At 34.5% G+C, this 25,584-nt stretch carries 30 protein-coding genes; 8 read left to right on the top strand and 22 right to left on the bottom strand.

What is annotated here, in order from left to right; translation table 11 throughout:
* Positions 1-3 precede the first annotated feature (3 nt).
* Genes Q1A60_RS03565 through Q1A60_RS03535 form a run of 7 tightly spaced genes read right to left on the bottom strand, consistent with a single transcriptional unit; the run spans position 4 to position 6,302 of the window.
* A complete protein-coding gene (locus Q1A60_RS03565; RefSeq protein ID WP_299761488.1) occupies positions 4-1,110 on the bottom strand; it encodes a hypothetical protein in 1,107 nt (368 codons plus the stop codon).
* A 3-nt stretch (positions 1,111-1,113) separates the two neighbouring features.
* Positions 1,114-1,614, bottom strand: a complete 501-nt coding sequence (locus tag Q1A60_RS03560; RefSeq protein ID WP_299761486.1) for a hypothetical protein — start codon at positions 1,612-1,614, stop codon at positions 1,114-1,116.
* A 5-nt stretch (positions 1,615-1,619) separates the two neighbouring features.
* The gene (locus Q1A60_RS03555) at positions 1,620-2,405 is read right to left on the bottom strand and encodes a hypothetical protein (protein ID WP_299761484.1); all 786 of its coding nucleotides are present in this window, start codon (positions 2,403-2,405) and stop codon (positions 1,620-1,622) included.
* A 34-nt stretch (positions 2,406-2,439) separates the two neighbouring features.
* The gene (locus tag Q1A60_RS03550) at positions 2,440-2,889 is read right to left on the bottom strand and encodes a hypothetical protein (protein WP_299761482.1); all 450 of its coding nucleotides are present in this window, start codon (positions 2,887-2,889) and stop codon (positions 2,440-2,442) included.
* Positions 2,889-4,691, bottom strand: a complete 1,803-nt coding sequence (locus tag Q1A60_RS03545) for an OmpA family protein (RefSeq protein ID WP_299761480.1) — start codon at positions 4,689-4,691, stop codon at positions 2,889-2,891. The genes Q1A60_RS03550 and Q1A60_RS03545 overlap by 1 nt, the downstream gene beginning before the upstream one ends.
* A 22-nt stretch (positions 4,692-4,713) precedes the next feature.
* Positions 4,714-5,265, bottom strand: a complete 552-nt coding sequence (locus tag Q1A60_RS03540; RefSeq protein WP_299761477.1) for a hypothetical protein — start codon at positions 5,263-5,265, stop codon at positions 4,714-4,716.
* Positions 5,265-6,302 carry a hypothetical protein gene (locus Q1A60_RS03535; protein ID WP_299761475.1) on the bottom strand — a complete coding sequence of 346 codons (1,038 nt, stop codon included), beginning with the start codon at positions 6,300-6,302 and terminating at the stop codon, positions 5,265-5,267. The genes Q1A60_RS03540 and Q1A60_RS03535 overlap by 1 nt, the downstream gene beginning before the upstream one ends.
* Before the next feature lie 131 nt (positions 6,303-6,433).
* On the opposite strand from Q1A60_RS03535, the gene Q1A60_RS03530 reads away from it, so the two are divergent.
* The 5 genes from Q1A60_RS03530 (at position 6,434) to Q1A60_RS03510 (ending at position 9,077) form a co-directional block, all read left to right on the top strand.
* Complete coding sequence (locus Q1A60_RS03530; protein ID WP_299761472.1) at positions 6,434-6,568, top strand: hypothetical protein; 135 nt, start codon at positions 6,434-6,436, stop codon at positions 6,566-6,568.
* Between the two features lie 57 nt (positions 6,569-6,625).
* The gene (locus Q1A60_RS03525; protein ID WP_299761470.1) at positions 6,626-7,483 is read left to right on the top strand and encodes a YicC/YloC family endoribonuclease; all 858 of its coding nucleotides are present in this window, start codon (positions 6,626-6,628) and stop codon (positions 7,481-7,483) included.
* A 20-nt stretch (positions 7,484-7,503) separates the two neighbouring features.
* Positions 7,504-8,112 (top strand): guanylate kinase, encoded by a 609-nt coding sequence (gmk, locus tag Q1A60_RS03520; RefSeq protein WP_299762565.1) that lies wholly within the window; start codon positions 7,504-7,506, stop codon positions 8,110-8,112.
* Positions 8,113-8,173: 61 nt separating this feature from the next.
* Positions 8,174-8,755, top strand: coding sequence for a nicotinate (nicotinamide) nucleotide adenylyltransferase (nadD, locus tag Q1A60_RS03515; protein WP_299761468.1), 582 nt, complete (start codon positions 8,174-8,176; stop codon positions 8,753-8,755).
* 10 nt (positions 8,756-8,765) lie between these two features.
* A complete protein-coding gene (locus tag Q1A60_RS03510; protein WP_299761466.1) occupies positions 8,766-9,077 on the top strand; it encodes a hypothetical protein in 312 nt (103 codons plus the stop codon).
* A 55-nt stretch (positions 9,078-9,132) separates the two neighbouring features.
* Here the strand turns inward: Q1A60_RS03510 and Q1A60_RS03505 are convergent, their stop codons facing one another.
* A complete protein-coding gene (locus tag Q1A60_RS03505; protein WP_299761464.1) occupies positions 9,133-9,756 on the bottom strand; it encodes a hypothetical protein in 624 nt (207 codons plus the stop codon).
* A 249-nt stretch (positions 9,757-10,005) separates the two neighbouring features.
* Entirely contained in the window at positions 10,006-10,971 is a 966-nt protein-coding gene (locus Q1A60_RS03500) for a nicotinic acid mononucleotide adenyltransferase (RefSeq protein ID WP_299761462.1), read from the bottom strand.
* A gap of 204 nt (positions 10,972-11,175) precedes the next feature.
* Here Q1A60_RS03500 and Q1A60_RS03495 point away from each other — a divergent pair, with 204 nt between their 5' ends.
* The gene (locus Q1A60_RS03495) at positions 11,176-12,177 is read left to right on the top strand and encodes an NAD(P)H-dependent glycerol-3-phosphate dehydrogenase (RefSeq protein ID WP_299761460.1); all 1,002 of its coding nucleotides are present in this window, start codon (positions 11,176-11,178) and stop codon (positions 12,175-12,177) included.
* A 4-nt stretch (positions 12,178-12,181) separates the two neighbouring features.
* On the opposite strand, the gene Q1A60_RS03490 is transcribed toward Q1A60_RS03495, so the two are convergent.
* From Q1A60_RS03490 to pheS, 3 genes are all read right to left on the bottom strand, one after another.
* Complete coding sequence (locus Q1A60_RS03490; RefSeq protein ID WP_299761458.1) at positions 12,182-12,577, bottom strand: hypothetical protein; 396 nt, start codon at positions 12,575-12,577, stop codon at positions 12,182-12,184.
* The gene (locus tag Q1A60_RS03485; RefSeq protein WP_299761456.1) at positions 12,570-13,094 is read right to left on the bottom strand and encodes a GNAT family N-acetyltransferase; all 525 of its coding nucleotides are present in this window, start codon (positions 13,092-13,094) and stop codon (positions 12,570-12,572) included. Before Q1A60_RS03485 ends, Q1A60_RS03490 begins: the two co-directional genes overlap by 8 nt.
* A gap of 99 nt (positions 13,095-13,193) precedes the next feature.
* A complete protein-coding gene (gene pheS, locus Q1A60_RS03480; protein WP_299761454.1) occupies positions 13,194-14,216 on the bottom strand; it encodes a phenylalanine--tRNA ligase subunit alpha in 1,023 nt (340 codons plus the stop codon).
* A 288-nt stretch (positions 14,217-14,504) separates the two neighbouring features.
* Between pheS and Q1A60_RS03475 the strand changes: the two genes are divergently transcribed.
* Positions 14,505-14,669, top strand: coding sequence for a hypothetical protein (locus tag Q1A60_RS03475; protein ID WP_299761451.1), 165 nt, complete (start codon positions 14,505-14,507; stop codon positions 14,667-14,669).
* A 156-nt stretch (positions 14,670-14,825) separates the two neighbouring features.
* On the opposite strand, the gene Q1A60_RS03470 is transcribed toward Q1A60_RS03475, so the two are convergent.
* Positions 14,826-15,380: a tyrosine-protein phosphatase gene (locus Q1A60_RS03470; protein ID WP_299761448.1), complete on the bottom strand. Its 555-nt coding sequence runs from the start codon at positions 15,378-15,380 to the stop codon at positions 14,826-14,828.
* Between the two features lie 7 nt (positions 15,381-15,387).
* Entirely contained in the window at positions 15,388-15,744 is a 357-nt protein-coding gene (locus Q1A60_RS03465; RefSeq protein ID WP_299761445.1) for a hypothetical protein, read from the bottom strand.
* Positions 15,745-15,794: 50 nt separating this feature from the next.
* Between Q1A60_RS03465 and Q1A60_RS03460 the strand changes: the two genes are divergently transcribed.
* On the top strand, positions 15,795-16,331 hold the full coding sequence (locus Q1A60_RS03460) for a CvpA family protein (protein WP_299761442.1): 537 nt from the start codon (positions 15,795-15,797) through the stop codon (positions 16,329-16,331).
* 64 nt (positions 16,332-16,395) lie between these two features.
* On the opposite strand, the gene Q1A60_RS03455 is transcribed toward Q1A60_RS03460, so the two are convergent.
* The 8 genes from Q1A60_RS03455 to Q1A60_RS03420 form a co-directional block, all read right to left on the bottom strand.
* Positions 16,396-18,273 carry a SulP family inorganic anion transporter gene (locus Q1A60_RS03455; RefSeq protein WP_299761439.1) on the bottom strand — a complete coding sequence of 626 codons (1,878 nt, stop codon included), beginning with the start codon at positions 18,271-18,273 and terminating at the stop codon, positions 16,396-16,398.
* Between the two features lie 102 nt (positions 18,274-18,375).
* Positions 18,376-19,023 (bottom strand): carbonic anhydrase family protein, encoded by a 648-nt coding sequence (locus Q1A60_RS03450; RefSeq protein ID WP_299761436.1) that lies wholly within the window; start codon positions 19,021-19,023, stop codon positions 18,376-18,378.
* A 2-nt stretch (positions 19,024-19,025) separates the two neighbouring features.
* Positions 19,026-20,600: a SulP family inorganic anion transporter gene (locus tag Q1A60_RS03445; protein WP_299761433.1), complete on the bottom strand. Its 1,575-nt coding sequence runs from the start codon at positions 20,598-20,600 to the stop codon at positions 19,026-19,028.
* 131 nt (positions 20,601-20,731) lie between these two features.
* Positions 20,732-21,037 (bottom strand): hypothetical protein, encoded by a 306-nt coding sequence (locus Q1A60_RS03440; RefSeq protein ID WP_299761430.1) that lies wholly within the window; start codon positions 21,035-21,037, stop codon positions 20,732-20,734.
* A 45-nt stretch (positions 21,038-21,082) separates the two neighbouring features.
* Positions 21,083-21,856 (bottom strand): tetratricopeptide repeat protein, encoded by a 774-nt coding sequence (locus tag Q1A60_RS03435; RefSeq protein WP_299761427.1) that lies wholly within the window; start codon positions 21,854-21,856, stop codon positions 21,083-21,085.
* A gap of 1 nt (position 21,857) precedes the next feature.
* Positions 21,858-23,633 carry a BatD family protein gene (locus Q1A60_RS03430; protein WP_299761424.1) on the bottom strand — a complete coding sequence of 592 codons (1,776 nt, stop codon included), beginning with the start codon at positions 23,631-23,633 and terminating at the stop codon, positions 21,858-21,860.
* Positions 23,634-23,648: 15 nt separating this feature from the next.
* Entirely contained in the window at positions 23,649-24,518 is an 870-nt protein-coding gene (locus Q1A60_RS03425) for a tetratricopeptide repeat protein (RefSeq protein ID WP_299761422.1), read from the bottom strand.
* Between the two features lie 9 nt (positions 24,519-24,527).
* Positions 24,528-25,562 carry a VWA domain-containing protein gene (locus tag Q1A60_RS03420; RefSeq protein ID WP_299761419.1) on the bottom strand — a complete coding sequence of 345 codons (1,035 nt, stop codon included), beginning with the start codon at positions 25,560-25,562 and terminating at the stop codon, positions 24,528-24,530.
* Between the last annotated feature and the right edge of the window lie 22 nt (positions 25,563-25,584).

Below are 25,584 nucleotides of genomic sequence, written 5' to 3'. Positions count from 1 at the left end.
AGGTTAAAAAAACCGATCGTCTTTTTTTTGTTGTTTACGTTCTTGAGCTCTCGCTTGTTTTCTAGCTTCGGCTTTGAGTTCTTCTTTTTTAAGTGCTAGCGCTTCTTTTAATCGCTCTTTTTTGAGCAGATCACGTTTTTCCCAAAGACCCTTTGCTATTTTGGGAGCCACATTCATTTTGCGTTCTATTTCTTTTTTATGCTTTTTTGTTTGAGAAACCGCTTCTCTTTTCTTGTCTAGAATGTCTCCCCAGCTTTTTTTAATGTCGGGTTTTTTAAAAGGCATTTCTTTTTTTGAGACTACCTTTTTGATATCGACAGTAAGCTTATTGATTTTTCCTTTTTTGTTTTTTGAATCTAGGTAAGCATATACGTCCTCTACAGGTTTCTTAATACGTTTAGGGATTGCTTCTTGTACTCTTTTATCTTTTAATATCTCTAATGCTTTTTGTTTTGTAGCCTCTTGTTTCTGAACCCATTTTGAAACAGTCTCTTTTTGTTCTTTGATCTGTTGTAGCGAACGTTGTGCTGTTTGCTCTCTTTTTGAAAGCCATTGTTGTGTTTCTTGTTTTTTTTCTTGTATGGCTTTGTTGTTCTCAACACGTTCTTTAAGCCATTGTTCGATATCATTTTTGGTATTCTTTCTACGTATACGGCTTGTTGGTTTTAAAACAGGGGCATCTTTCTTTTTAACAGGTCTTTTTTTTCTTGTTGTTTCTTTTTTAGAAACAGTATCGATCTGTTTTTTTGGAGGCATTGCTATTGTTGGTTTTTTTGAGCGTTTTTTCTCCCAAGCGTCGGCTTCTTTTTTTTCTTGTTGTTTCTTTTTTAATAGAGACGCTCGTTTGTCAGACCATTTTTTTTCTTGTTGTTTCTTTTTTGAAATGGGAATAATTTCGCTTTCGCGAAAGCGTGCATCTCCAGCATCCTTTTTTTGCGTGCCAGGGGCATTTTTTAGTGCGTGTTCTAGCTGTTCTTTTTCTTTAAGTAACTCACTAATGTCTTCATTTTCTTTAAGGATCTCTTCAAAGTTTAACGAAGGATTTTTCTGCTCTTTTGCGTTATTTTTAGAGATATCGCTTTTTAAAAATGAGGTCCACTTTTTTGCCATTGCTTATGATGAAGGGTTTTCAGTACGTAATAATTCTTTTAGTCGTTGTTCAAAAATAGCAGGCGAAGGTACTGTTACCAGTTTGGTACGAATCATCGAACTGCCTTCTGCGGAGTATTGATACTTTTGAGAGTAACTTGCATTTACAGATGCGGTTACCATAAAGGCTCTCACTTTTACCTCAGCACCGACCTTAAATTCTCTAGATTGTGACATAGAGAAAGAAGTCTTGATTTCCATCAATGTATCTACATACTGATAAAAGGTAGGTGTAAATCCTAGGGCAAGTAGGCTATACCCTGGTTCTCCTTCTTTAAGTTTGATCAATGTATTAGGGTCTTGTACGAGTTCTCCATTGTCATCTTCCTTAAAGCCCGACATCATCTGCGCAATCTTAATAGATACTTTATCTAGCGCATATTGTGCCTCAGCAATCCCTGTCCCGAGATTCTTAACCATCTCGGGCAGGGGTGCATTCATGAGTTCTTTGGTGATATTCGCCATTACCTCTAGTTATTTGCTGCTTGTTCTCTCGCAATATCCATTTGTTCTTGTATGCGCTGTTCCAGAATGGCTGGTGGCGGTATAGGAACTAATTTTGTACGCATCAAACTAGACCCTTCTGCTGAGTAACTATATTTTTGAGCATAACTTGCATTTACTTGTGTAGTAGTTACATTACGTCTAGCTCTTATACGACCTCTCTTAAACTCTAGAGAAGCACTTCTTGTTTTACTATTAGTTTTTACCTCGACATTAGAAGATCGTTCACTTGTCATTGACATACTTAGTTTTAACTCTATAACTGTATCTACAAATTGATAAAATGTTGGAGTAAACCCTAACTCTAATAATGAAGAACGGCTTGGAGCATATATTTCTGTAACAGTATTTGGAGGAAGTGGATCTTTAAGTTTTATTTTTTTGTCGATATCTTCAGGTGGAATAGGTGTTACATATTCGTATAGATTATTGTTAATCTTAGGTGTAGCATCAGGATTGAAGATTTGACTTCTATATGCTAAGTCTTTTGAGGTATTATATAAAACAACTGCATTAGCAATAGAGAGTTTTTCTTTACCAAAAAAGACTCTACTATCTTCAAAAGTTACTACTTCTTTTCCATCAATATCTGCAGTGACAGTTTTTAGTCCTCCCATCATTTCAGCGACTTCGATGGAGTTCTCATCGAGTGCCATCTGTCCTTCTGCAATTGCACTGGCCATTTGATATATCATTTCGCCCATGGGAGCATTGAGAAGTTCCTTACCTATACTTGAATTATTATTAAACATAGTTTTTATTTTTAATTATTAGTAATTTAAATTATTATGAATCTGCAGCGAGTTCTTTTAAGAGTTCGTGATAAATATCTGGCGCAGGTAAGGTGACAATACGTGCTGCGATAGACGAAGCTCCTTCTGCACTCATTTCAAATTTTCGAGCATAACTTGCAGTTAGACTTGCGCTAAACATTTCGGTTTTTAACTCTGCAGAACCTCCTACACTAAAAGATTCTGATTCCGATAGTGAAAACTCTAGTTTTGCCTCTACAGTAGCTTCTGTAAATGAGTAGAAAGTAGGTGCAAACCCTAAAGCTATCAGGCTATATTGCTGATCTCCTATCGTTACTTTTTCTGTGCTCATGGCATTTGCCAGACGTATAGAATTTTTATCTAATGCAGCTTGCGCATTGGCAATAGAAACCCCCAATTGCTCAATGAGCTTAGGAAGGGGTGCATTGACCAATGTTCTTGATATTTCAGCACCAACAGACATTAGGATGCACTATTTGAATTAGACAATACCTGAGTGATGTAATCCAAAAATTCCTGAGGAGCTGGCACCGATTTCATTCGAGCAGCTAAAGAGGCATTTCCTTCTACAGACATATCAAATTGTCGGGAAGTTCTAAAATCAATACTTCCGCTTACGGCAAACGTTCTGTTTCCATCTACTTCTTTTGAAGACGTATTTAAACGTGTCTTGGAAGTTTCTGTTTCGCTTACAAATACCTTTGTTTTTTCTTTATCAAGTTCGGCAGAGGCAACTCCGTCTACTGTCACGTCAAGCTCTTCAGACTCGCTATTGTATACGGTATAATTTACCATAGACTCTTCGTGGAGTAAGTAACTAAGCTCTCCTACTTTTTCATGATGGAATCCTGCAATGAGGCTTTTACTAGAGAGTTTTAGAGTCTCATCTACAGCAGCTTCTTTAATGACTACTTCTTCGCCTCCATAGGTGAATTTGATAATTGTAGGTGCAGCAGGAGCTGTTGTGTTTTCTAAAACAATAAACTTGTCATTATTTGAAGAACTAGGTTTTGGTCCCGCGGGTGTTTTTGTGATTTCGCCCCCTTTAAAGAAAATGTAATCATGAGAAGAAATGATTTCGATAGATACAAATCGCAAGGTTTCATCTTTATTTTCATTTGTGGCTAGCGATTCTCCTTCATAAAGTGCCGTTTTAATTCTAGCTTCCGAAACGGTATCACTTACTTTTCCAAAAATATGTTCCTTTACGGCATCTACTCTTCGTTTACTAAGATCTTTATTGTAGTCTTCTTTACCGCTCCCATCTGTATATCCCTTAATGTTGATTTTTGATTCAGGATCTTCTTTCAATATGTATTTTATGGTTTCTAAATATAGATCTAATTCTGGAACAGCATTAGATACACCTCCTTCTGCATATGTTGGATCAAATTTATCTATGTCCCAACCAAAAAACACTTTAGGTTTCACAAAGGTTGTTCCGTCTGTAGTAAATCCATCTGCTGTAATACCTAGTGTTTTACCTGCTGGAGTATTTGCCGCTTTTGCTGCATCAAAAGTGGTGTCAAAATCTGTTATCTTATCAAAAGTAACACCCGATTTTAACGTGATGGTTGTTCCTGCAACAGAAGGATATGTGCTATCTAGTTTCAGTAGTCCAACAGTTTCATTTGGAGCTTGTGGAAGATACACCGTAACATAAGGTCCTGCTTTTCGTATAATAACTCCAGTAGAAGATTGGTTTACAACTTCTTTAGCCTCTTCAATTTCTTTACTTACACGGTATTCTTGATTATTTGTACGTACATTTTCTCCAAAATCTTCAACTCTAGAGATAGCTCCATCTTCTTGATGCATGTTATAAGAATCAGCATTAAGGGTGATGTTACTTTCTATTTTCGCTTTAAGCGAAATATCCTTTACAGATTTAAATTCTTTTCGAGTCTTCTTCTTCTTTTTGTCTTCTAAACTCTTAAAAAAATCTTTATCAAAATCGGCATTACTCTTATAGTCTGCACTTAACTTTAAACCAAATTCGTCTGATTTTTTTAATGCCATACGCAGGCTTATAGAAGCACTTACGTCTGCATAATCAAAAGAATAAAATGCAGGTGTAAAACCTAATTCTAATAATGACTTATCGCCAACTTCTGTTTCAGATAGCTTGGTAAGTTGTTTAATAGAATTATCATCTAGCTTTTCTTGAGCTTCTGCGATGCCAAGAGCAAGCGATGTAATAATGTCTGTAACATCTACTTGTTGTAAAATGCTAGCACCGTTCGTAATATCTTCGGTATAACTCATTGTTTTTGTTTTGTTTTAATAATTAAGAAATGATTTCTGGAAGCTCAAAAGCTATTTTTGGATTGACAAGATCTGCGCGAACAATAAAGTATTGATGTTTCTTTTGTAAAGCAGCGATTTGTTGTTTTGTAATCATGAAGCCACGTTGTAACCAGTTTACTAATTGATCAGTAATAGGTTGCTTTCCATTACCTACATGGCTTTGAGCTTCTTTTAGCAGTTCTAATGAGATGTCTTTCTCATCTTTATGTAGGTGTTGAATTGCTTTCTTTTCGAGTACAGTTGCATAGTGTTTTTTGATAATTATACTATCATCATCTTTCTGATCTAAAAAGTCTATATAACGCTCGCAAAAACTAATCACTTCATCATGAGCGCCAGATAATTCTAAAGCTTCCATCACACATTGGCTATAGTGTTGAAAGAAGATTTCACTATCCTTAAATTGTTGCATCATTTTGATAGCTTCTTTATAATGGCGCAAGGCTTCTTTGTAGTTTCCTTCTAGGCTATACAACTTTCCTTTTTCAGCGATACGTATATGTAATGTTTCGTTTTTAGTAGATGTTTCCATTAGGCATTGATTTCTAGTGAGGTTTGTATTTCAGTTAATTTTGATTCTATATAGCGTGCGATCAATTTTTTGATATACGGAGATGTCCAAGATTGTCCTTCTTTGGAAGGGAGTTCTTCTTCTGTAATAAATTGACTTAATAAATTTCGTGTAGCTTCTAGATTGACTATCGGATTTATGTTTACTTGCGTATCTGTAGTAGCTAAAGGCCTACAAGAACATTGTAGTCCAGCCATTTTATAGGTTTCTATTAGTGCAATAGTTTCTTGTATCGTGATTCCTTCTTCTAATTGTACAGGAAGATTTGCTAATACGGTATCTATAATTTCTTCTGGCATTCCAATCGTAGTGGTAAGGGTTTCTTTGTAACGAGGATTGGACGGATTCACTTTTTCTAAGAGAAGCTCATAACGAAGATGACTCTCGTTACATATGGTGATTTTATTACTAGTTCCGTATTTACGCCATATGCGTTGACTATCGGTGTATGAAATATTTACAAAAGGATATTCTTTTGTTTTTAATTCTTTAGAAATCTGTTGTACTAATACGTCCTGGTCAGGTTGCAGAGTGATGGTATAGGTGTCATTTGTTATTTGAGAAGCGACTACTCTGGCATCTACTCTTTTTGAAAACGCATCGACGGTTGCTTTTGAAACACCACCAAGTATAATACCCGAAGGTTCAGCTAGAAGATGAAAGGCTTCTTTAAGACTACATCCTAAGAATTCACTCACTTGTCGAGTCACTGTAGGCAATGCTTCTATGTCTTCTATATAGACACTTATTTCATAACTGGTATTGTTGGTAGGTACCGATACAGAAGCATCTTGTACACTTACTTCTAAACCTAGTTGAGATAGTGTTTTTGTGGCTTTATCTGCAAGTTTTTCATCTACTTTATGGAGCAAAACAGAAGGAGCGCCGTAAATAAGTTTGGTAATGAGCTCTTGAGGAATTTCAAAGGCATCTGATAAGATTTTAGATGCAATGGGTTTTGCTGTTCCTATGGAATTTATGATAACAGAACTAGTCATAATTGCTTTTTTGTTTTTGAGTCTGAGACCCAAAATTCTTACAATTATTAAGGATTCATCAGGGGCAATAGATGTTATTATTTGGGGCAAATACCCTTTTTTTAATTAGGTAAAGTACTTGTACTTTTTTCATGTATTTTGATTTTTCGCGAGATGTAGCTGTATACGCTTTAACGCTTCGTTCTCCCTATGGTCATGAACCTGACTGCCGACAGGCAGGTCTCACTAGTTCGATTTCGCGAAAGCGTACTCAAAAAGAAACGTAAGATTTCTTAATTATAGATAGCTTATATGATCCTAGTAAAACTCTTATATTTGCTGATATGATAAAATCAATGACTGGCTTTGGGAAGAGTGTATTACAACTTCCTGGAAAAAAAATTACCATTGAGGTTAAATCTCTTAATAGTAAGAGTTTAGATCTTAATGCCCGGATTCCATCTACCTATAGAGAAAAAGAACTTGCGATGCGTAATCGTGTTGCAAAATCATTAGAACGTGGAAAAGTAGATTTTGCATTGTATGTAGAGAGTACGGGAGAAAATACAAATACCAAAGTCAACGAAGGAATCGTAAAAGAGTATATGCGACAGTTAGGAAATGTAGCAGATACAAATGCTGCAGAGCTTTTAAAAATGGCGGTACGTCTTCCTGATGCTTTAAAAACAGAGCGTGAAGAAATGGACGAAAACGAATATAAAAGCATTGTTGACACATTAGATCTAGCACTTGAAGAAATTAATGTCTACAGGTCTGATGAAGGGGCTTCTCTTAAAGGGGAATTCGAGCTGCGTATTAAGAATTTACAAGAGTTACTTGAAAAAGTAGTTGTCATGGATGTAGATCGTCTAGATAGTGTAAAAATACGTTTAGAAAGAGCCGTAGCAGATCTTAAAGTAGAACTTGACGAAAATCGTTTTGAGCAAGAGCTTATATATTACTTAGAGAAATATGATATTACCGAAGAAAAAGTACGTCTTAAAAACCATTTAGCGTATTTTACTGAGGCATTAAATTCTGATAATTCTAATGGAAAGAAATTAGGATTTATTAGTCAGGAGATAGGTCGTGAGATCAATACTATTGGTTCAAAATCTAATTATGCGCCCATGCAACAACTGGTAGTGCAAATGAAAGATGAATTAGAGAAAGTAAAGGAACAAATGCTAAACGTACTTTAAGAGTATAAGACGTGACAGAAATAAAAAAACACTTTGGGAAACTTATTGTTTTTTCAGCTCCTTCTGGAAGTGGTAAAACAACAATTGTACGACATTTACTGGCTCAAGAAGAATTCAATTTAGAATTCAGTATTTCTGCCACAAGTCGTGAAGCGAGAGGAGAAGAGCAAGATGGAAAAGATTATTACTTTATCTCTCTTAAAGAATTTAAGCAGCATATTAAAGATGAAGATTTCCTAGAGTGGGAAGAGGTATATAGAGATAATTTTTACGGAACACTTAAAGAAGAAGTACATCGTATTTGGGCCATGGGGAAACATGTGATCTTTGATATTGATGTGGTAGGAGGATTGCGTATTAAAAAGAAATTTCCAGAACGTACCCTTGCTGTTTTTGTAAAACCTCCGAGTGTAGATGAGCTTAAAATACGTCTTAAAAAGCGTAAGACAGAAAGTGAAGATAAAATCAATATGCGTATTGCAAAAGCCTCTGTAGAGTTAGCAACGGCACCTCAATTTGATCATATTATACTTAATGATAATTTGGATAAAGCATTAGGAGAAGCAGATACACTTGTAGAGGAATTTCTTAAAATTCCATTACGAAGAGACGAAGAAGAGGAAGAGTAGATTTGAGATTTGAAAAAAACATATAAGATACAAATAGATCTTTTTTAAACACCCATAACTCTTGAAGATAGGACTGTATTTCGGCACATTTAATCCTATACATATAGGACATCTGGCTATTGCAAATCACATGGCAGAATATAGTGATTTGGATAAAATATGGATGGTGATTACACCTCATAATCCTTTTAAAAAGAAAAGTAGCTTACTCGATAATAACCATAGATATCAGATGGTACAGCGGGCATTGGATGAATATCCAAAAATCGAAGCGAGTACGATTGAATTTTCACTTCCACAACCTAATTATACAGTGTATACACTTGCACACCTTGAAGAAAAATATCCAGACCATGAGTTTTGTCTTATTATGGGAGAAGACAACTTGAAAAGCCTTCATAAGTGGAAAAACTATGAAGTAATACTAGAAAATCATGAGGTATATGTATACCCTCGCATTTCTGAAGGTATTATAGAGACTCAGTTTGATAATCACCCTAAAATACATCGCGTAGCAGCTCCTATTATGGAAGTCTCGTCTACAGCGATACGTAATGGGATTAAGGAAAAGAAGAATGTGCGACCACTACTTCCTTATGAGGTGTTTCAATATCTTGACGAAATGAATTTTTATAAGTCATAAAATTGTAAAAATGCCAAAGCTTGATATAGAAAACCCATACTCAAGACGATCTTATTACTTTGGTATTCTTGCACTGATATCATTCTTTGTGATTAGTTTGCTACAAGGAGTAAAAAGAATTACTGATACTAAAGTACCGCTAGCCTTATTTATTATAATTCTGACAGTTTGTGTCTTTTGTGGATTGACTTGTATTTATACAATTATAAAAGCAAGAAAAGAATCGACTTCCTTTAAAAAAGTAGTAGCTACTTTTTTAGCGATAGGGTCATTAATTTATATTATGCTCTTGATTAAAGATTTATTCTCAGTTAGTTATTAAAAATAAAGGCCAATTATAAAATAATTAGCCTTTATGTAGAATGTCATTTTGTTGTTTAGAAAATAATTGGAGGAGTGCCTCCATCGTCAGTATCACAATCTGATAACAATGCATTTACGTACATTGCCCAGTTATTGCCTTCAAACTCTTCACCTTCTGCCCAAGCAGTTTCTCCACCTGTAGGACCAGAAACTTCTGCGTGTGCAGCAAAACAATAGTTGTCATCTAAAACAGATGTGTCGAGTATGTAAACAACTTGATTTGTTCCATCACTATGTGTTGAAGAATGTTCAAAATGCCCTACTTTAGGGTTTCCAGAACCTGTAGTAGGAATTGTTTGTTCAGCACAATTACCAATACTTAAATGTGTAGCTCCTATGGTCCAGTCTTCATTTGTAGTATACGTAATGATAATATCACTACCATCTATATCTACTGTAACAGTACCAGCTATATGATGCTGACCAGCAATAAGATTTGTAGATAAGCAAGGTTCATTTCCTCCATCTGGTAAGGAGATCCTGTTGTTGTGCTGGACTACGTCATTAATGATAGCTTCAGTAACCCTAAAATTAGGGTCTAATGAAAGGTTTAAAGAATCGTCTTCAATTTGTTCGGGGGAACAACTTTGCATTAGCAGTGTAACTAATGCAAATAGTTGCAAGGTAATTTTCTTCATAATTATATTGATTTGGGGTTAATCGGGCTAAATCTAAAAATTAAGAACCACATAATCGACAAAAAACATAATTATTCGATATAATACACAAAAACTTATTAAACCTATGGAAAAAATGTTAAAACATTACGGATAAACAGTACTGTTTCTATTATTTGTTGTGAATAATATTTTACACAAAAAGAAACCGCCCACACTATAAATTAACACTAGGTGAGCGGTTTCAAACTAAATAACCAACCAAAATTTTTATAGCGCTGTTAGCTTTTGAAGCTTTTTTGTTTTAAGCGCTTGTATGTCTTTTTTAATGTCCTCAGTTTTCTTTCTATACTTAGGAGCATTTTTATCTTTATTTTCTCTAGAAATTTTATACTCTATGTATCCTCTTCCTTTGAATTCATAAGTGGTTCCTGTACTTATCTGGAACAACTCTATGGTTTCGTCATCTATAACGATCAGTTCAAAAAATTCATTGTCTGGAAAGTTATAATCTAATGTTAAAGTTTTTTGATACAAATTCCCAGGAACATCATCTACATCATAAATACCGTCATAATCCCAAAATATAGTATCAATAGCCGTGCCATTTACATCTTCTGAACTCCTAAAATTACCACTTTGTCCAGCTGGAAGGAATTGAAGGAAGTTTTCATTATCAAATGGATTGATAGTTCCTTCATCACTTGTATAGGTTTTCTCCCAAGCTTCAAACTCTTGTAAGAAGTAATGGATGTTCTCATAAAATACAAGGTCGTAATCGAACGTACTTCTTTGGTATCCTTCTAGAATATAACTAGCTCCAGTATTAGGATGATATAATTCTATTTCATTTACAGACAGCTGGCGCACATCAAAGCTATACGACCCATCTAGGTCATGAAAGGCATCTAATTCAAAATTAATAGTATCATAATACCCTACATCTATTCCAAAACCACCACCATTATTTCCAATGCCAGAAAGATTATTATTTGCAAAGATATTTCCGTTTCTAAAAGAGATCGTAAACGCTTTCTTTAAAAAAGGAATCACCGTATTACCCGATGAACGATTAATATCTACATACCAGATTTCATAATCATTCAATACATCATTTAATGTAATAACAGGTGCGTCTACTACTACAATATCTTCTTCAATAATTACTTCTGTATAACATGAAGTACATAAAGTTGCCACTAGTGCAAATGCCGAAAGGAGTTTGATCGTCTTCATAATCTTGCTGTTTTTTGATTTGCTTATATAAAACCAAATGGCGTGCCAAAAATATAAGTAATTGACAATAAGATATTTAGTATTTATTTTTATGCTTTCGCGAAAGCGCACTCAACTCCAATCCTATAGGTATAATGATAAAAAATGTCTTATTTTTACAAAAAGCATGAATACATTATTAAGTGATCATTAAAATTTAAACGTGTGAAAGAAAAACCAACATTTGGGGTAATTGGTGGTGGAAGTTGGGCAACAGCTATCGTAAAAATGCTTTGCGAAAATTTAGACCAAGTAGGATGGTATATGCGTAGTTTATATGCTATAGAGCACTTAAAAAGAGAACAGCATAACCCTAGTTATTTAAGCGCTGTAGAGTTTGATCCTAATCAGTTATTATTAAGTAATGATATTAATGAGATTGTAAAGCATGCAGACATCCTCATTTTTGCGGTACCGTCTGCTTTTGTAGGTGGGGAACTTAAAAATTTAGAGGTTTCTTTAGAGGGTAAAATCATATTTTCTGCCATCAAGGGAATTATGCCTGAAAGTGGTAAGCTTGTAGGAGCTCATTTTCACGATGTATACAATATACCATTTGAGAATATAGGCGTTATTTCTGGACCTTGTCATGCAGAAGAAGTAGCACTTGAGAGATTGTCTTATTTAACTATTGCGTGTGCAAATAATGAGATTGCGCAAACAGTAGCAGATCATGTTTCATGTGATTATATAAAGTGTACAACTAGTGATGATATTATAGGAATAGAATATGCAGCTACCTTAAAAAATATTTATGCTATTGCTGCTGGAATTGCGCATGGTTTAGGGTATGGAGATAATTTCCAAAGCGTTTTAATGAGTAATGCCATACGGGAGATTAAACGGTATGTAAAACGTGCGCATAAGATGAAGCGTGACATTAATGGTTCTGCTTATCTAGGAGATTTATTGGTAACTGGATATTCTGTTTTTAGTAGAAATAGAATGTTTGGGAATATGATTGGAAAAGGATATACGGTAAAGAGTGCTCAGATGGAAATGTCTATGGTTGCAGAAGGGTATTATGCAGCAAAGAGTGCTTTAGACCTTAATAATACACGTGAAAAGAAAGCACGTATTCCTATTATAGAAGCTGTACATAGTATTTTATACAAAGGAAAAGAACCTAAAAAGGTTTTTAAGAAACTTGCAGATAGATTGGATTAACTATTTATTTAGCTAAAACCCCTTTTTTACTCATTACAGGAACAGAAGTCATATTTGAGTCTTTTATACTATTTGCAGGAAATTCCCAACGTTTTTCATACATCTTGTTATTCAAGAAATAGGTAACAGTGTAAAAGTTATCTAATTTAAAGACACGTTCTTCTATAAACTCAATCTTTGCAAACCCTTTAGCTGGTAAGACAGCAATTTTGTGACGCATATGTGTTGTCATCTGCGTTTCATTATAGCCCTGTACTGTAATAAGAACAATTTCTAGAGGTTCATTCCCATCATTAATGATATAGGCATTCCAATCTTCGGTTTTAAACTCTTCGTGAAGTTCTTTTACAACAGCGATGTATACATCTTTTACTTCAGGAATCTCAATATCTTTACGCATGGTCAGTTGAATTAGAATAAAATAATAAAGGGTCAGGGTCTTTGGGGAGTGTAATAGTTTTTATATACCTAAGCCCTAATTTTTCTAGTAATTTTTGTGAGCCTATATTTTCTTTAATAGTGATACCATTTACGTGAGTAATTCCATGTACGTCTTTTCCATATTCCATAAGTTTAGACGTACTCTCATACCCATACCCTTTTCCTTCATAAGAAGGTAAAAAAGCAAAACCCACATCAATACCTTCTAATCCTTCTCTATCATATAGACCACAGCATCCTATTTTATGATGATCTTCTTTTCTGATGACTATATAATTTCCAAACTGCCTTTCCTTAAATTGTGGGAGCATTTTTGATTTGATATAGGTTACGGCATCTTCTTCTGTATGCACTTGGCGATCTCCAATGTATCGAAGCCATTTAGGAGTATTTAGTAACTCGAATATGAAATGAGCATCTTCTACAGCGGTGGGACGCATACCAAGTCGTTCGGTTTCAAAAGTATATTCTTCCATAACTTTTAACTTCAGGATAAGACAAAATGATCACTTAAACTATAGACTTTTGATTCTAGATTTTAAGCTTTCTTATTACGCTTTCGCGAAAGCAAAACCTTATAAAGCACTTTTAAATTGCTCTAAGAAACGAATATCGTTTTCACTGAGCATACGGATATCAGAAATTTGATGAAGTAATAGCGCAATACGGTCTATTCCCATACCAAAAGCAAAACCACTATATTCTTTACTATCAATACCACAGTTTTCAAGTACGTTGGGATCTACCATTCCACAACCCATAATTTCTAACCAACCCGTTCCTTTGGTCATTTTGTAATCGGTTTCTGTTTCCAGACCCCAATACACATCAACCTCGGCACTAGGCTCTGTAAACGGAAAGTAAGAAGGACGTAATCTAATTTTACTTTTTCCAAACATTTCAGTGGTAAAATATTGAAGCGTTTGTTTTAAATCAGCAAAAGAAACATCCTTGTCTATATATAATCCTTCTACTTGATGGAAAAAGCAGTGCGAACGACCGCTTATTGCTTCATTACGATACACACGTCCTGGAGATATGGTACGGATAGGTGGTTTGTTATTTTCCATGTAACGTACCTGCACAGATGAGGTATGTGTACGTAATAATACATCTGGATCTGTTTGGATAAAGAAGGTATCCTGCATATCACGTGCTGGGTGATATTCTGGTAAATTTAACGCAGAAAAGTTATGCCAGTCATCTTCAATTTCTGGACCTTCAGATACATTAAATCCAATACGAGAAAATATATCGATAATTTGATTTTTTACAATAGATATAGGATGACGTGCACCTATCTCTATAGCTTCACCAGGTCTAGAAGTGTCATTAATTCCATTAGTAGAAGCGTCGACTGCATCTTCTAATGTTTCCTTAAGTGTATTTACTTTTTCTAAAGCTACAGTTTTAAGCTTATTGACAACTTGTCCATAATCTTTCTTAAGCTCATTAGGTACATTACGAAACTCTGCCATAAAATCATTAACCAACCCTTTCTTTCCAGAATATTTAATTCTGAATGCTTCTACCTCTTCTAATGTAGAGGCCGTAAATGCTTCTACTTTTTCTATGTGTTCTTTGATCTTGTCTAGCATAGCTATGATTTTATCCCTTTAAAAATCGAGAGGTGCAAATTTAGTAAAAAACGGGTATTTGTGGTCTATATCTAAAGAATATTGCTCTTTTGTACTTGATTATAAATACAACCATTGATCGTTTTCTAAAAGATTCATGCTTTTTGTATTAATAGATCTCTAAAGAATACTCTTTAAAGTATTGTTTTTAGCTGAAAAACAAATAGTTAAAAAATGAAATTAACAGTATTGAGCTTCTTTTTTATATATCTTTATAAGGAATCAAAAATTTAAATTATGTTAAAAAAAATGTTAGAATTCCAGGGAGCTAAGGAGATTAGCTCAAAAGATCAAAAAGCGGTAAGTGGAGGTTATGTACCATATCCATGTAGTGGACCAAACGGATCAAACTGTTACAGAGGAGGTAAACATTGCCCAGGAACATGCATGTCAGGAGAATGTATTCCTTGGTAGATAAGATCTAAACTGTATACTAAAATACACCTTTATTTCTAAGAACTTGTTTATTCTCATCTCTCAATGAAGACACTTCATTATCTAGAATAAAGTCCCTCAAGTAGAAATAAATTCCAACAAATAATAGTGTGTTTTAGTGTATTACTATTTTTACTATTCGTTTTTAAGAAGCTGTTCTTTAACTTTTGTGAGATCTACTCTGTTAAAATAGTCATCTATATTTTTCATTCCTTCTATAGACATTGAGATAAGATCCTTATCCACATCTCCATCACTTAGTAAATATTCTTCTATAATTACCTTTTTATCAATTCCTAGAATAAGAAGTATTGCTGCTATAACAATACCTGTTCTATCTTTTCCAGAAAGACAATGTATGAGTATAGGAAAGCGTAAAGCTGGTTTTTCAAAAGTGCCTATAATCTTATTTAACCAAGTACGAACTTCTCTTTGTGTAGTATCGTATTTTTCAATTTTGTTTGACATAGGGAAGTGTAGATAATCTATGTCAAAGTAATCAGGATCTGGGCCATTTCTAAGATTAATAATTGATTTTACGTGCTCAATTTCCTTATGATCTTTTATATAATCGATACTGCCTCCTCTATAAATACGATTTTCAGGGAGTACCTGTTTTCCAGAAATTAGATGGATAAAAACACCAACATCTCTAAAATTTACGCAACCATCTGTATAATCTAAACCCATGGTATGTTTAAGAGATGAGCTCTTTTTCCATAAAATATTGGACAATAGCTTCTTTCATTAAGATTTGTTGTTCTCCAGCCTTTAGGGGAGGTAAAGGTTCGATAATCTTATAGTGAGGCCATCCATCAGGATCTTCAAAATCAAACTGATAATACCCAAAAGGTTCCAATAATCTACATATCGCAATATGCATTAAATTGACCTTATCATCTTTTTTAAAGGTAGTATTTAACTGCCCTAATTCTTGAATACCTATTAAATATATAATACTATCAAGATCTAATGTGTCTCCATCTGCAAAACGTTCTGAAAGAAGTTCTACAACAGTTTCCCATCGTTCTTTTAATTGTGTGTCTCTTGCCATAGATAATAGCAAAGATAACTTTACATAGGTTAAATTACTATATTTATGATATGAATACGATCGATATTGTTTTTGGGATTATTCTCATTTTGGGCGCTATACAAGGCTATAAAAAAGGCTTGTTTGTAGAGTTAGCGTCGTTAATTGGGCTTATAGCGGGTATTTTTGGTGCTATTTATTTCTCTCATTTTGTGGGAGACTGGCTAGCAGAAAAGACATCTTGGAGTGAACAAGTGATTAACCTTACAGCTTTTGCTATTACATTTGTTATTATTGTTGTAGCCATTTCTATGGCTGGAAAACTGCTTACCAAAATAGCAGATTTTGCGATGCTTGGTATTGTCAATAAACTTGCGGGTGCTGTTTTTTCTGTACTTAAGTTTGCTTTTTTACTAAGTGTGGTTATTATGTTTTTAAATGCGGCAAATGATCGTATTGGTTTTGTAAGCGAAGAAGCTATGGAAGAGTCTGTTCTTTTTACCCCTGTAAAATCTGTTGCGCCACTTATTCTTCCGTCTATTCTAGCAAAAGCCAAAGAAGAAAATATATACAATCCAGACAAAAAAGAAGAAGAGGAATCTGAATAGATTCCCCTTTTTAAATGTTATTAAGTACGCTTTCGCGAAATCGAAGCGTTAAAGCGTATACTCATTAATTTTTATCTTTTACAAAAGTTTGTAAGTGATTCATACACTCATCAAACGTTTTAAAGATATACTCCTTTGGAATTAAATCTGGAACAATATCAATACGTTCCATCATAAATAGTGGTTGCTTTTGAACACCAACAATATAAACACTAATCTCTCGTAATTGTAATGCTAGTACCGTATCTTCTACGGCATAAACTCCAGACTGATCCATATAAGGGACTTTATCCATACGTAAAATTACATGAGAAGCGGTATCAGATATTTGTTCTGATAATTCTTGAAACTCATTGGTATATCCAAAAAACAACGGCCCACTTAGGTGCTTTATAAAGATTTCTTCTTTTAATGTTTCTGGGAAAGAGGCCTCGTCACTCCACAGAATTTCATTTTCTCGGGTATCTATATAATTTAAAACTTTAGACTGTCTCGCTGTAAAGTCTCCCATCTTTTTCATAAACATTAATGAAGAAAGAACAAGTCCGATACCTACAGCATTAATCAAATTCCAAAAAACAGAAAGAATTAAAACAATAAGCATAATAAGCACTTCGGAGCTTAGTTTTAATCCAAATAAATTGATGTCTCTAGGAAGATTAGGTATAGCCTTTAGACCCTTATAATCCATAACACCAATTCCTACCGTTAATAAAATTCCTGCAAGAACAGCTGCTGGTATTTTTGAAGCTACAGGACCTAATGCTAATAGAATAACCAACAGAAGTACTGCAGCGATCATTCCAGAAAGCTTTGTTTTACCTCCTGCATTGATATTCACTACGGTACGTATCGTAGCTCCAGCCCCAGGAATCCCTCCAAATATAGAGGCTATAGCATTCCCAATTCCTTGACCGACTAATTCTTTATTAGGCTTATGTTTCGTTTTGGTCATGTTATCTGCGATTACAGAAGTAAGCAGAGAATCTATAGTTCCTAAAAAAGCTAAGGAGACAGAGGCTAGAATATAAGGCGTAATTGCACTTAAGCTAAAACTGGTAAAGATTTCAGTATTAGGTGTAGGAAAACCAAAAGGAATTTCTTGAATAGAAATGTAATTTAGTTTTGCAAAATAAGCGATACCAGAAACCACAACTAATGCGACTAAAGTGCTAGGGACTGCTTTTGTGATCCTTTTAAAACCATAAATAATTAGAATAGTTGCTAACGCCAGAATGAGTTCCAAGAAATTAATGTTTTTTAAAGCTTTAGGCATTAACTTTACAGCACCAATTACTCCAGAAGCATTTGAAGCGGCAAGTGTTTTGGCTTCTGTGTTAATTTGGTCTGGAGTTATACTTTTAGCTGTTTTAATAGATTCTTCAAAATCATTAATAGAAAGAATTGCTTCCCCTTTTTCTTCTTTCAGAATATTATCTAGTATGACTTCGTTTGCTTGTGGTTTAAAGGTGTCTACATAAGCTGTATCTTCTTTAGGATAATAGCCTAAAGCAGGTAAAATTTGTGTGATAATGATCATAACCCCAATAGCAGTCATAAAACCTGACACAACAGGGTAGGGGATATATTTAATATATTTCCCAATTCCCAAAAGACCTAATCCTATTTGTATGAGTCCTGCTAAAAGAAAAACAGTTAGGATAATAGGTAATGCTTTAGAAGCATCTCCATCATTTGTAGATACAATACTTGCTATCACAACCATACTTACGGCTGTCATTGGAGCCGTGGGGCCAGATATTTGTGTCGATGTACCCCCAAAAAGTGCTGCAAAAAAAGCAATAAAAATAGCTCCATATAGTCCAGCGCTTGGACCTAAACCTGATGATACTCCAAAAGCTAATGCTAAAGGCAAGGCAACAATACCAGCGGTGATTCCGCCAAATGCATCTCCTTTTAAATGTTTAAAAAAATCTTTCACTGAATTATTGATTATGGTTAATTAGATAAAGAACTAAAAATAAAAGGCTGATCTTTTAAATATAAAATAATCAGCCTTCTAAAAATACTACATTTTATGTGATTAGTCCATAAAAGTAACTTTTCCATCGCCTACACTGTATACGGCACCTACAATTTTTATCTCTTTATTCTCTTCCATTTCTTTTAAAACAGGAGAGTCATTTTTGAGATTTTCTATTGTAAGCGCTACATTTTTGTATACAACAGCATCAAAAAATTCTTTATTCTCATACGTGCGCTCACTAATCGTATCTGGCGTTTGTACAGCATGTACTGAAGGCTTAATATTATCTAATAATGATCTGATACTGCCTAGTTGTAATGGACTTACAGCATTTGCATCCTGAATGGCAGTTTTTACAGCTCCACAGCCTGTATGGCCCAGTATAACAACAACTCTTGATCCAGCAACTTTACAGCCATATTCTATACTTGCTGTAATATGAGGACTTACAACATTACCTGCAACTCGTGCACTAAAAATATCTCCGATACCTTGATCAAAAATAGTTTCTACGGGAACACGAGAATCTATACAACTTAAAACAACCGCATGTGGCCACTGACCCCCTGAAGTATCACTTACTTGTTCTAGAAGGTTACGTTGCGCTTGTGATGTAGAAGTAAATCTTGCATTACCATCTTTTAATCTTTGTAATGAATCAGCTGGTGTAATAGCTGCTTGTGTATCTTTATTTAATGCTTTCATAGTTATGATGTTTTAGGTCTAAGTTTAAAAAATTCAATGTAACTAGGTGGGTTTTCTACAATGCCACGTTCTGAAACGAGTTTGATATCTATATTACGTTGTTTTGCTTTATGAGCAAAATCTTCAAGTATTTCAATAATATCTGGGTCTAAATAACGTGTTTTTCTAACATCAAGCTCTAAGAATGAATTTTCTGGCAATGCGTCTAACTCTTTTAAAATAGAACCTTTATTAAAAAAGGTTACTTCTTCAGCAAGTGTCATTTTTACTTTTCCATCTGTAGGATCATCATTTTCTTTATGTAAGAAATGGGAGTTTTTATAACTCTTATACAGCACAATAATAACACCTACAATTAATCCTAAAGCTAATCCTTTTAGTAAATCTGTAAGAACAATTCCTAAAACAGTAACGATAAATGGAACAAACTGTGTCCAACCTCCATTATACATAGCTTTAAACGTTGAAGGTTTCGCTAGTTTATATCCTACAATAAATAGTACGGCAGCTAGAACAGAGAGCGGAATCATTTGTAATAAAAACGGGATAGCTGCTACAGATGCAATTAATAGAAAACCATGAATAATGGCCGATGATTTTGTCTTTCCACCCGATTGAATATTGGCAGATGAACGTACAATTACCTGAGTAATTGGCAATCCTCCTATAAATCCTGAAATAATATTTCCAGCTCCTTGTGCTAATAACTCACGATTTGTAGGAGTAACACGCTTGTCTGGATCCAGCTTATCAGTCGCTTCTACACACAATAAGGTTTCTAAACTTGCTACCAATGCAATTGTAAAAGCCGTAATCAGAACAGGAGTTGTTAATGCTTGACTCCAGTCAGGTGTTACAAATTGTGTTAATAAATTATCGGTATTTCTATCCTCACTAAGAGAAACCAAATGTTGTTGAGAAATCCCAAAATCAGTTCCCTGAGTTAATAAATGATAAATAATTCCAACAACAACAACGACCAATGGTCCTTGAACTAATTGAAATATTTTTGATTTTTTAGAAAGAACATTACTCCATAATATAAGTATTGCTAAAGAAATCAAACCTATTAAAGTGGGACCAAGACTAGGATCTCCAATAGCATTTATGATTTCAGTAAACGTGTTTTCTCCATCTATTTGAAAAAAAGCGAAGTCTCCTTCTGGATCATCATCTTTTCCAAGGAAATGAGGAATTTGTTTTAATATAATAATAATTCCAATTCCTGTAAGCATTCCTCGTATTACAGAGCTTGGGAAATAATACCCTATAATTCCTAATTTAGCTATTCCAAAGAGTACTTGGATCACTCCACCAATCACAACAGCTGAAAGAAATATTTGAAACCCTAATTGATCAATGGCAGCTAGTACAATAGCAGCTAGACCTGCAGCAGGACCACTTACTCCTATTTGAGATCCACTTAATGCGCCTACAACAATACCTCCAATAATACCTGCAATAAGACCAGAAAAGAGAGGGGCGCCACTGGCAAGAGCAATTCCTAAACATAACGGAAGTGCTACAAAAAATACAACGATACTAGCGGGTAGATCGTTCTTTAAATATTTGAACATGGTAATAAATATAATGCTATGCTAAAAACCACATAGCTTGTTTAGTTTAAAATAGTAATGGGTATCTTACTCAAAAAGGAATCTATGAATGGTACTTCTATTCCTTATAATTTTATAGAGCGTATACAGATTTAAATATAAAGACTATACTTTGGAGGAGGTGATTGTACATCAATAATATGATTTCTATACTGATGTAATATATGATTGTTTTGAGATATTTGACGGCATTTTTTTTCAATTACAGGAGTCGTATATAATTGAAAGAAAGCGTCTTTTTCATCAAGTTCTTTTTTTGCATCTTTTTTACTTTCTTCTTCACCAAAATCTAATGCAATTTCAATATCACAATGGCTATCTATAAGCATCAAAAAAGAGGGCCCCAAAATAGAAAGAGACAACATGCAAGAAAGCGATATGATAGCGATACTTTTCAAAAAAACTAAGTTAAAGAAATTTATGGTAAGTTTAGTTAAGGGATTTTAAAAATTGTTTAATAATTTGATATCTCCTTTAGGAATCCAACCCGTTTTACCATCAATAAGTTTGATTTTATTCCATTCATTAACTTCCTCTAAAACAAACACTTTGGTTCCTTCATGGAGTTTGAAGGCTTGGGTGCTTGATAAGTTAGGTTCGCTTTTTACTTCTACTTCAGATGTGAATACAATAGCAGGGTTGTCTTGTTCCGCTTTCGCGAAAGCGGTATATGCAAAACTCACACTTATAATAGCTAAAATCAATACGACGAGAGACGAAATGAAAAATGCACGTTTTTTTGTGGTATTATATGCAAAATAATACCCTAAAAAGAAGAGTACAAAAAGAATCACACATATCACAGCGGCTTTTGCCCATCCATCTATAGTAAACAAGCTTATGGCACTATTTGTCCATTCCTGTAATGTGTTTACGGGAAGGGTTTCTATAGCGTCTATTTTCATGTTTTCTGCAAAAGCGGCATTATTGCGTATATCTGGATCTGCTGGAGCAAGTTGTAGCGCTTTTTCATAATAATATACCGTAGGCGCCACATTGTTCAATTTATAATGTGCATTTGCGAGATTGTAATAAAGTTCGGCAGACTCGACGTTTTGATCTAATATTCTTTTGTAAGCATCAATAGCTTCTTGAAATCTCCCTTGTGCATAATGATCATTACCAGCTTTAAATAAGAGATCTGTTTGTTGTGCATAGGTTGTGCAACTTAAAAGGAAAGTTACGACAACAAGAAAGAATTTTGAAATTTTTGTCATCTTATAACTGTTTATCCATGGTTGATATTACACGTACAGCCTTATCATAATCCTGTTGCATAGCTACATTACTAGAAGGTGTATATCTAGCAAATTCACAACTTTCTAAAAGGCCAATAAATTCGATGGTCGTTGATTGATCTACTTCACGCTCTTTAAGCAATCTCGTAATACGATCTTTACTCATCTCACTCGTTTGAATATTGAGTTTTGCTTTAAGGTAATTATGAAGTGCACGTTCCATAGCGATATAAAACTCTTTTTGACTTCCTAAATTCTTTTTAGCTTCACTCAAGAACTTGCGTGCAAGTTTATCTGCTTTTCTAATACGATTACCTTGTACATCGCTAGTATATGCTTGTCGTTTTTTGCGAACAATCATTGCGATAGGAATGAATAAAAAGGGTACGCCTAATAATGTCCAGAATAATCCAGATTTAAAAAATTGCTTCTTTGTGATAGATTGAAGATTCGGAGTAGATTTTATGTATGCAAATTGTTTATCTGCTGCAATTACTTGTTGCTTATTTGTGCCACTTGCAGCTGTAGAGGTATTTATGTTTGCAGTAGCATCTACAGGACCATTCATTACTTCTATTACAATTTCATCTGAGGTCTTACGTTCGTAACGTTCTGTCTTAGGGTTAAAATAACTAAAAGAGATAGGAGGGATCGGGTATTTTCCTTTATAAGCAGGAACTACCGTATATGTACTCCTTTTAAGACCACTCATTCCACCTAGATTTGTACGAACTCTATCTGCGTTTTCTGGTTCATAAACCTCCAACTTACTAGGTAAATTAGGTTTTGGTAAATCAAAAAGTTTTAGATTTCCATTTCCATTTGCTTCTACACTTAATTGAAAAGCTTCAGATGCATCCAGTGAATTCTTATCTGTTTTTACTGTAAAATCAAACTCTCCAACAGCTCCTGTAAAATCATCGGGTCTTCCTTCTAAAGGCAATGGTTTTACATTAACGGTTCTATTTTTTGCAGCAACAGTAATGTTTGCATTTTGAGTTAAAAAACGACCAAAAATATCACGTCTATTTGTAGGAACTGCAACAGAAACACTAAGACTTAATGGTTCAATATTAAGCTTTCCTGTTTTTTGAGGATATAGAACAGTACGCCTTAAAATCACATATCTATAAGGCTCTCCTTGATATTCTCCTTCATATATTTTAAACTGCTTTTCATCTATATTCTGACTCCAGAAATCAGAAAATTTTGGAGAATCAATTTCTCTCCAGTTACTCACACTCGTTTCTGGAGATACATATAGTTTGTATACAACAGTAAATGCTTGGTTTAGATAAGGACTGCTTTTAGAAACTTCGGCTACTAAATGGATCTTTTCTGACGCAATATAGGCAGCGTCATTCCCATCTTTTGGTTTATCTACTGCAGCAGTTACTGTTACTTCTAAAGGAGGAGATTTATACACCTCACCTTTAATGGTAATTTCTGCTTGTTCTATTGTAAATTTTCCTCTTTTTGTAGGAATAAGAATGTAACTAAAGGTTTTAGAATACGTTCCTTTTCCATTTACCCAACTTCTACTTACTGATTGATTAGGTCCTGAAAATACTTTGAAGCCTTTAAAATCAGGTCTTTTAAAATTATCTCCATCTTGATTTACTTCAAAGTCAATACGTAATCGTTCATTAACACCTAGCTTTTTCTTATTTACTTTGGCATTGAAGGACACATCCTGTGCAGATACCGTTGCTATAGAAAGCAAGATTATAGAGAATATGTACAGTTTTAATTTCATAATGATGTTACGAATTTACCAATCTTTCTCGGTTTTTACTTTTGCTCCTTTTTGTTTTCTAGCATTTATTTTTTCTTGCGTTTTTTGTTCTTCATTACGCATTGCTTCTAAGAGGCTACGTACCTGCTGAGGAGATAATTGTCCTGGTTGCGGAGCTTGCTGCTTAGGTTTTTCTTTCTTTTCGTCTCCTTTATCGCTAGATTCTTCTTTTTCTTTATCCTCAGGTTTTCCATTTTCATCTTCTTTCTGATCTCCTTTATCTTCTTTTTCTTCACCTTCATCATCAGTCTCTTTCTTTTCGCCTTCGTCACTCTCTTTTTCGTCTCCTTCGCCGTCTTTATCTTTTTCGTTTTTATCCTTATCTTGATTTTGATCTTTATCTTGATTTTCATTTTCATCGTCGCCACCGCCACCGCCGCCACCGTTTTTGTCTTTTTCTTTTTTGGCTAGCATGAGATTATAACGCGTCTCTTCATCAGTAGGATCATTGCGCAGTGCATTTTTATATGCTTCGACGGCGCCTTCCCAATTTTCTTGTTGGTAGAGTGCATTTCCTAAATTATGAAAGGCTTTATGCTTTTCTTTTTTAGTTTGTGCAACTTCAGAAGCTTTTACTAAAGAAGCCATGCTTTCTTCATACTTCTCATTACGATAATAGTTGTTTCCTGCATTGTATTTTGCAGGAACACTTGTAGGGTCTAAAGATATTGCTTCTCTGTAGGCTACTTCCGCTTTCGCGAAAGCGTTATCAGTGAGATGCTCATTACCATCTAACACAAGCTCTCTTGCTGTATCTGCATACGGATTTATAGGTGCTTGTTTTTTGCTCTGAGCACTTATTGTCAGAGAAAAGCATATAACATATATGTAAAGAAAGTGTTTCATGACGTTCTTTTAGTTTTCATTAAATAAATTTAATTTTTTTAGCCAACTCGTTTTGCGATCTAACAAAAAGACATCTAAGAAGAGAAGCAGTAATCCAGCACCTAAAAACCATTGGAATTGATCTTTAAAATCTGCAAATTGCTTTGCTTCAAATTCTTTTTTATTCATTCCATTAAGGATTTCTTTTACCTTCTCGGTTACATCTGATGTGTTCTTTCCATAAATATATTCACCATTGGCTTCTGAGGCAATATCTTGTAATGTTTGTTCGTCCAGTTTTGTGATAACGGTTTCTCCGTTTTGATTCTTTTTATAGGATTGTATAACACCATTACGTTTTAAAGGGATAGGACCTCCAGTAGTCTCTCCTACACCTATTGTAAAAATGCGAATCCCTTCTTGATTTGCTTGTTCTGCAATATTTGATGATTCTCCTATATGATCTTCCCCATCTGAAACAATAAAAAGAACTCTATTGGTTTGCTCTTCGTCATTATAATACGTTTTAGCAAGCTCGATGGCCTCACTAATGGCTGTTCCTTGACTAGAAAGCATATTGGTATTCATCTGACTTAAAAACAGTTTAGCACTGCTATAATCTGTTGTAATAGGTAATTGAGGATAAGCACTCCCAGCATAGGCAATGATACCTATACGATCGCTTCCTAAATTGTTTATGATTTGTGTCACTAACTGCTTAGATTTTTCCATACGATTAGGAGCAATATCTTCAGCGAGCATACTTTTTGAAACATCGATGGCGAAAACAAGATCAACACCTTCTCGCTTTACAGTTTCTAGTTTTGTACCCATTTTAGGGTTAACTAGTGCAACAACGAGACAAAATAAAGCAAGGCTTATAACGAGAATTTTAAGTGTAGGTTTGAACAGTGAACGTTCTGGACTTAGTTTTTTAAGTAAAGCGCTGTCTGCAAAACGTTTTTGTGCTGTACGTTGCCAAAAAACAACGGCTAGAAACAAAATTATTACTGCTGGGATTACCAGTAATAACCAAAACCATATTTTTTCTTCTAATAGATACATTGTTGTATGTGCTTTCGCGAAA

The organism is uncultured Dokdonia sp. (genome assembly GCF_947492535.1).
Lineage (GTDB): Bacteria > Bacteroidota > Bacteroidia > Flavobacteriales > Flavobacteriaceae > Dokdonia.
The sequence above is the reverse complement of the archived record's forward strand: the minus strand, read 5'-3'. Positions and strand labels throughout refer to the sequence as shown.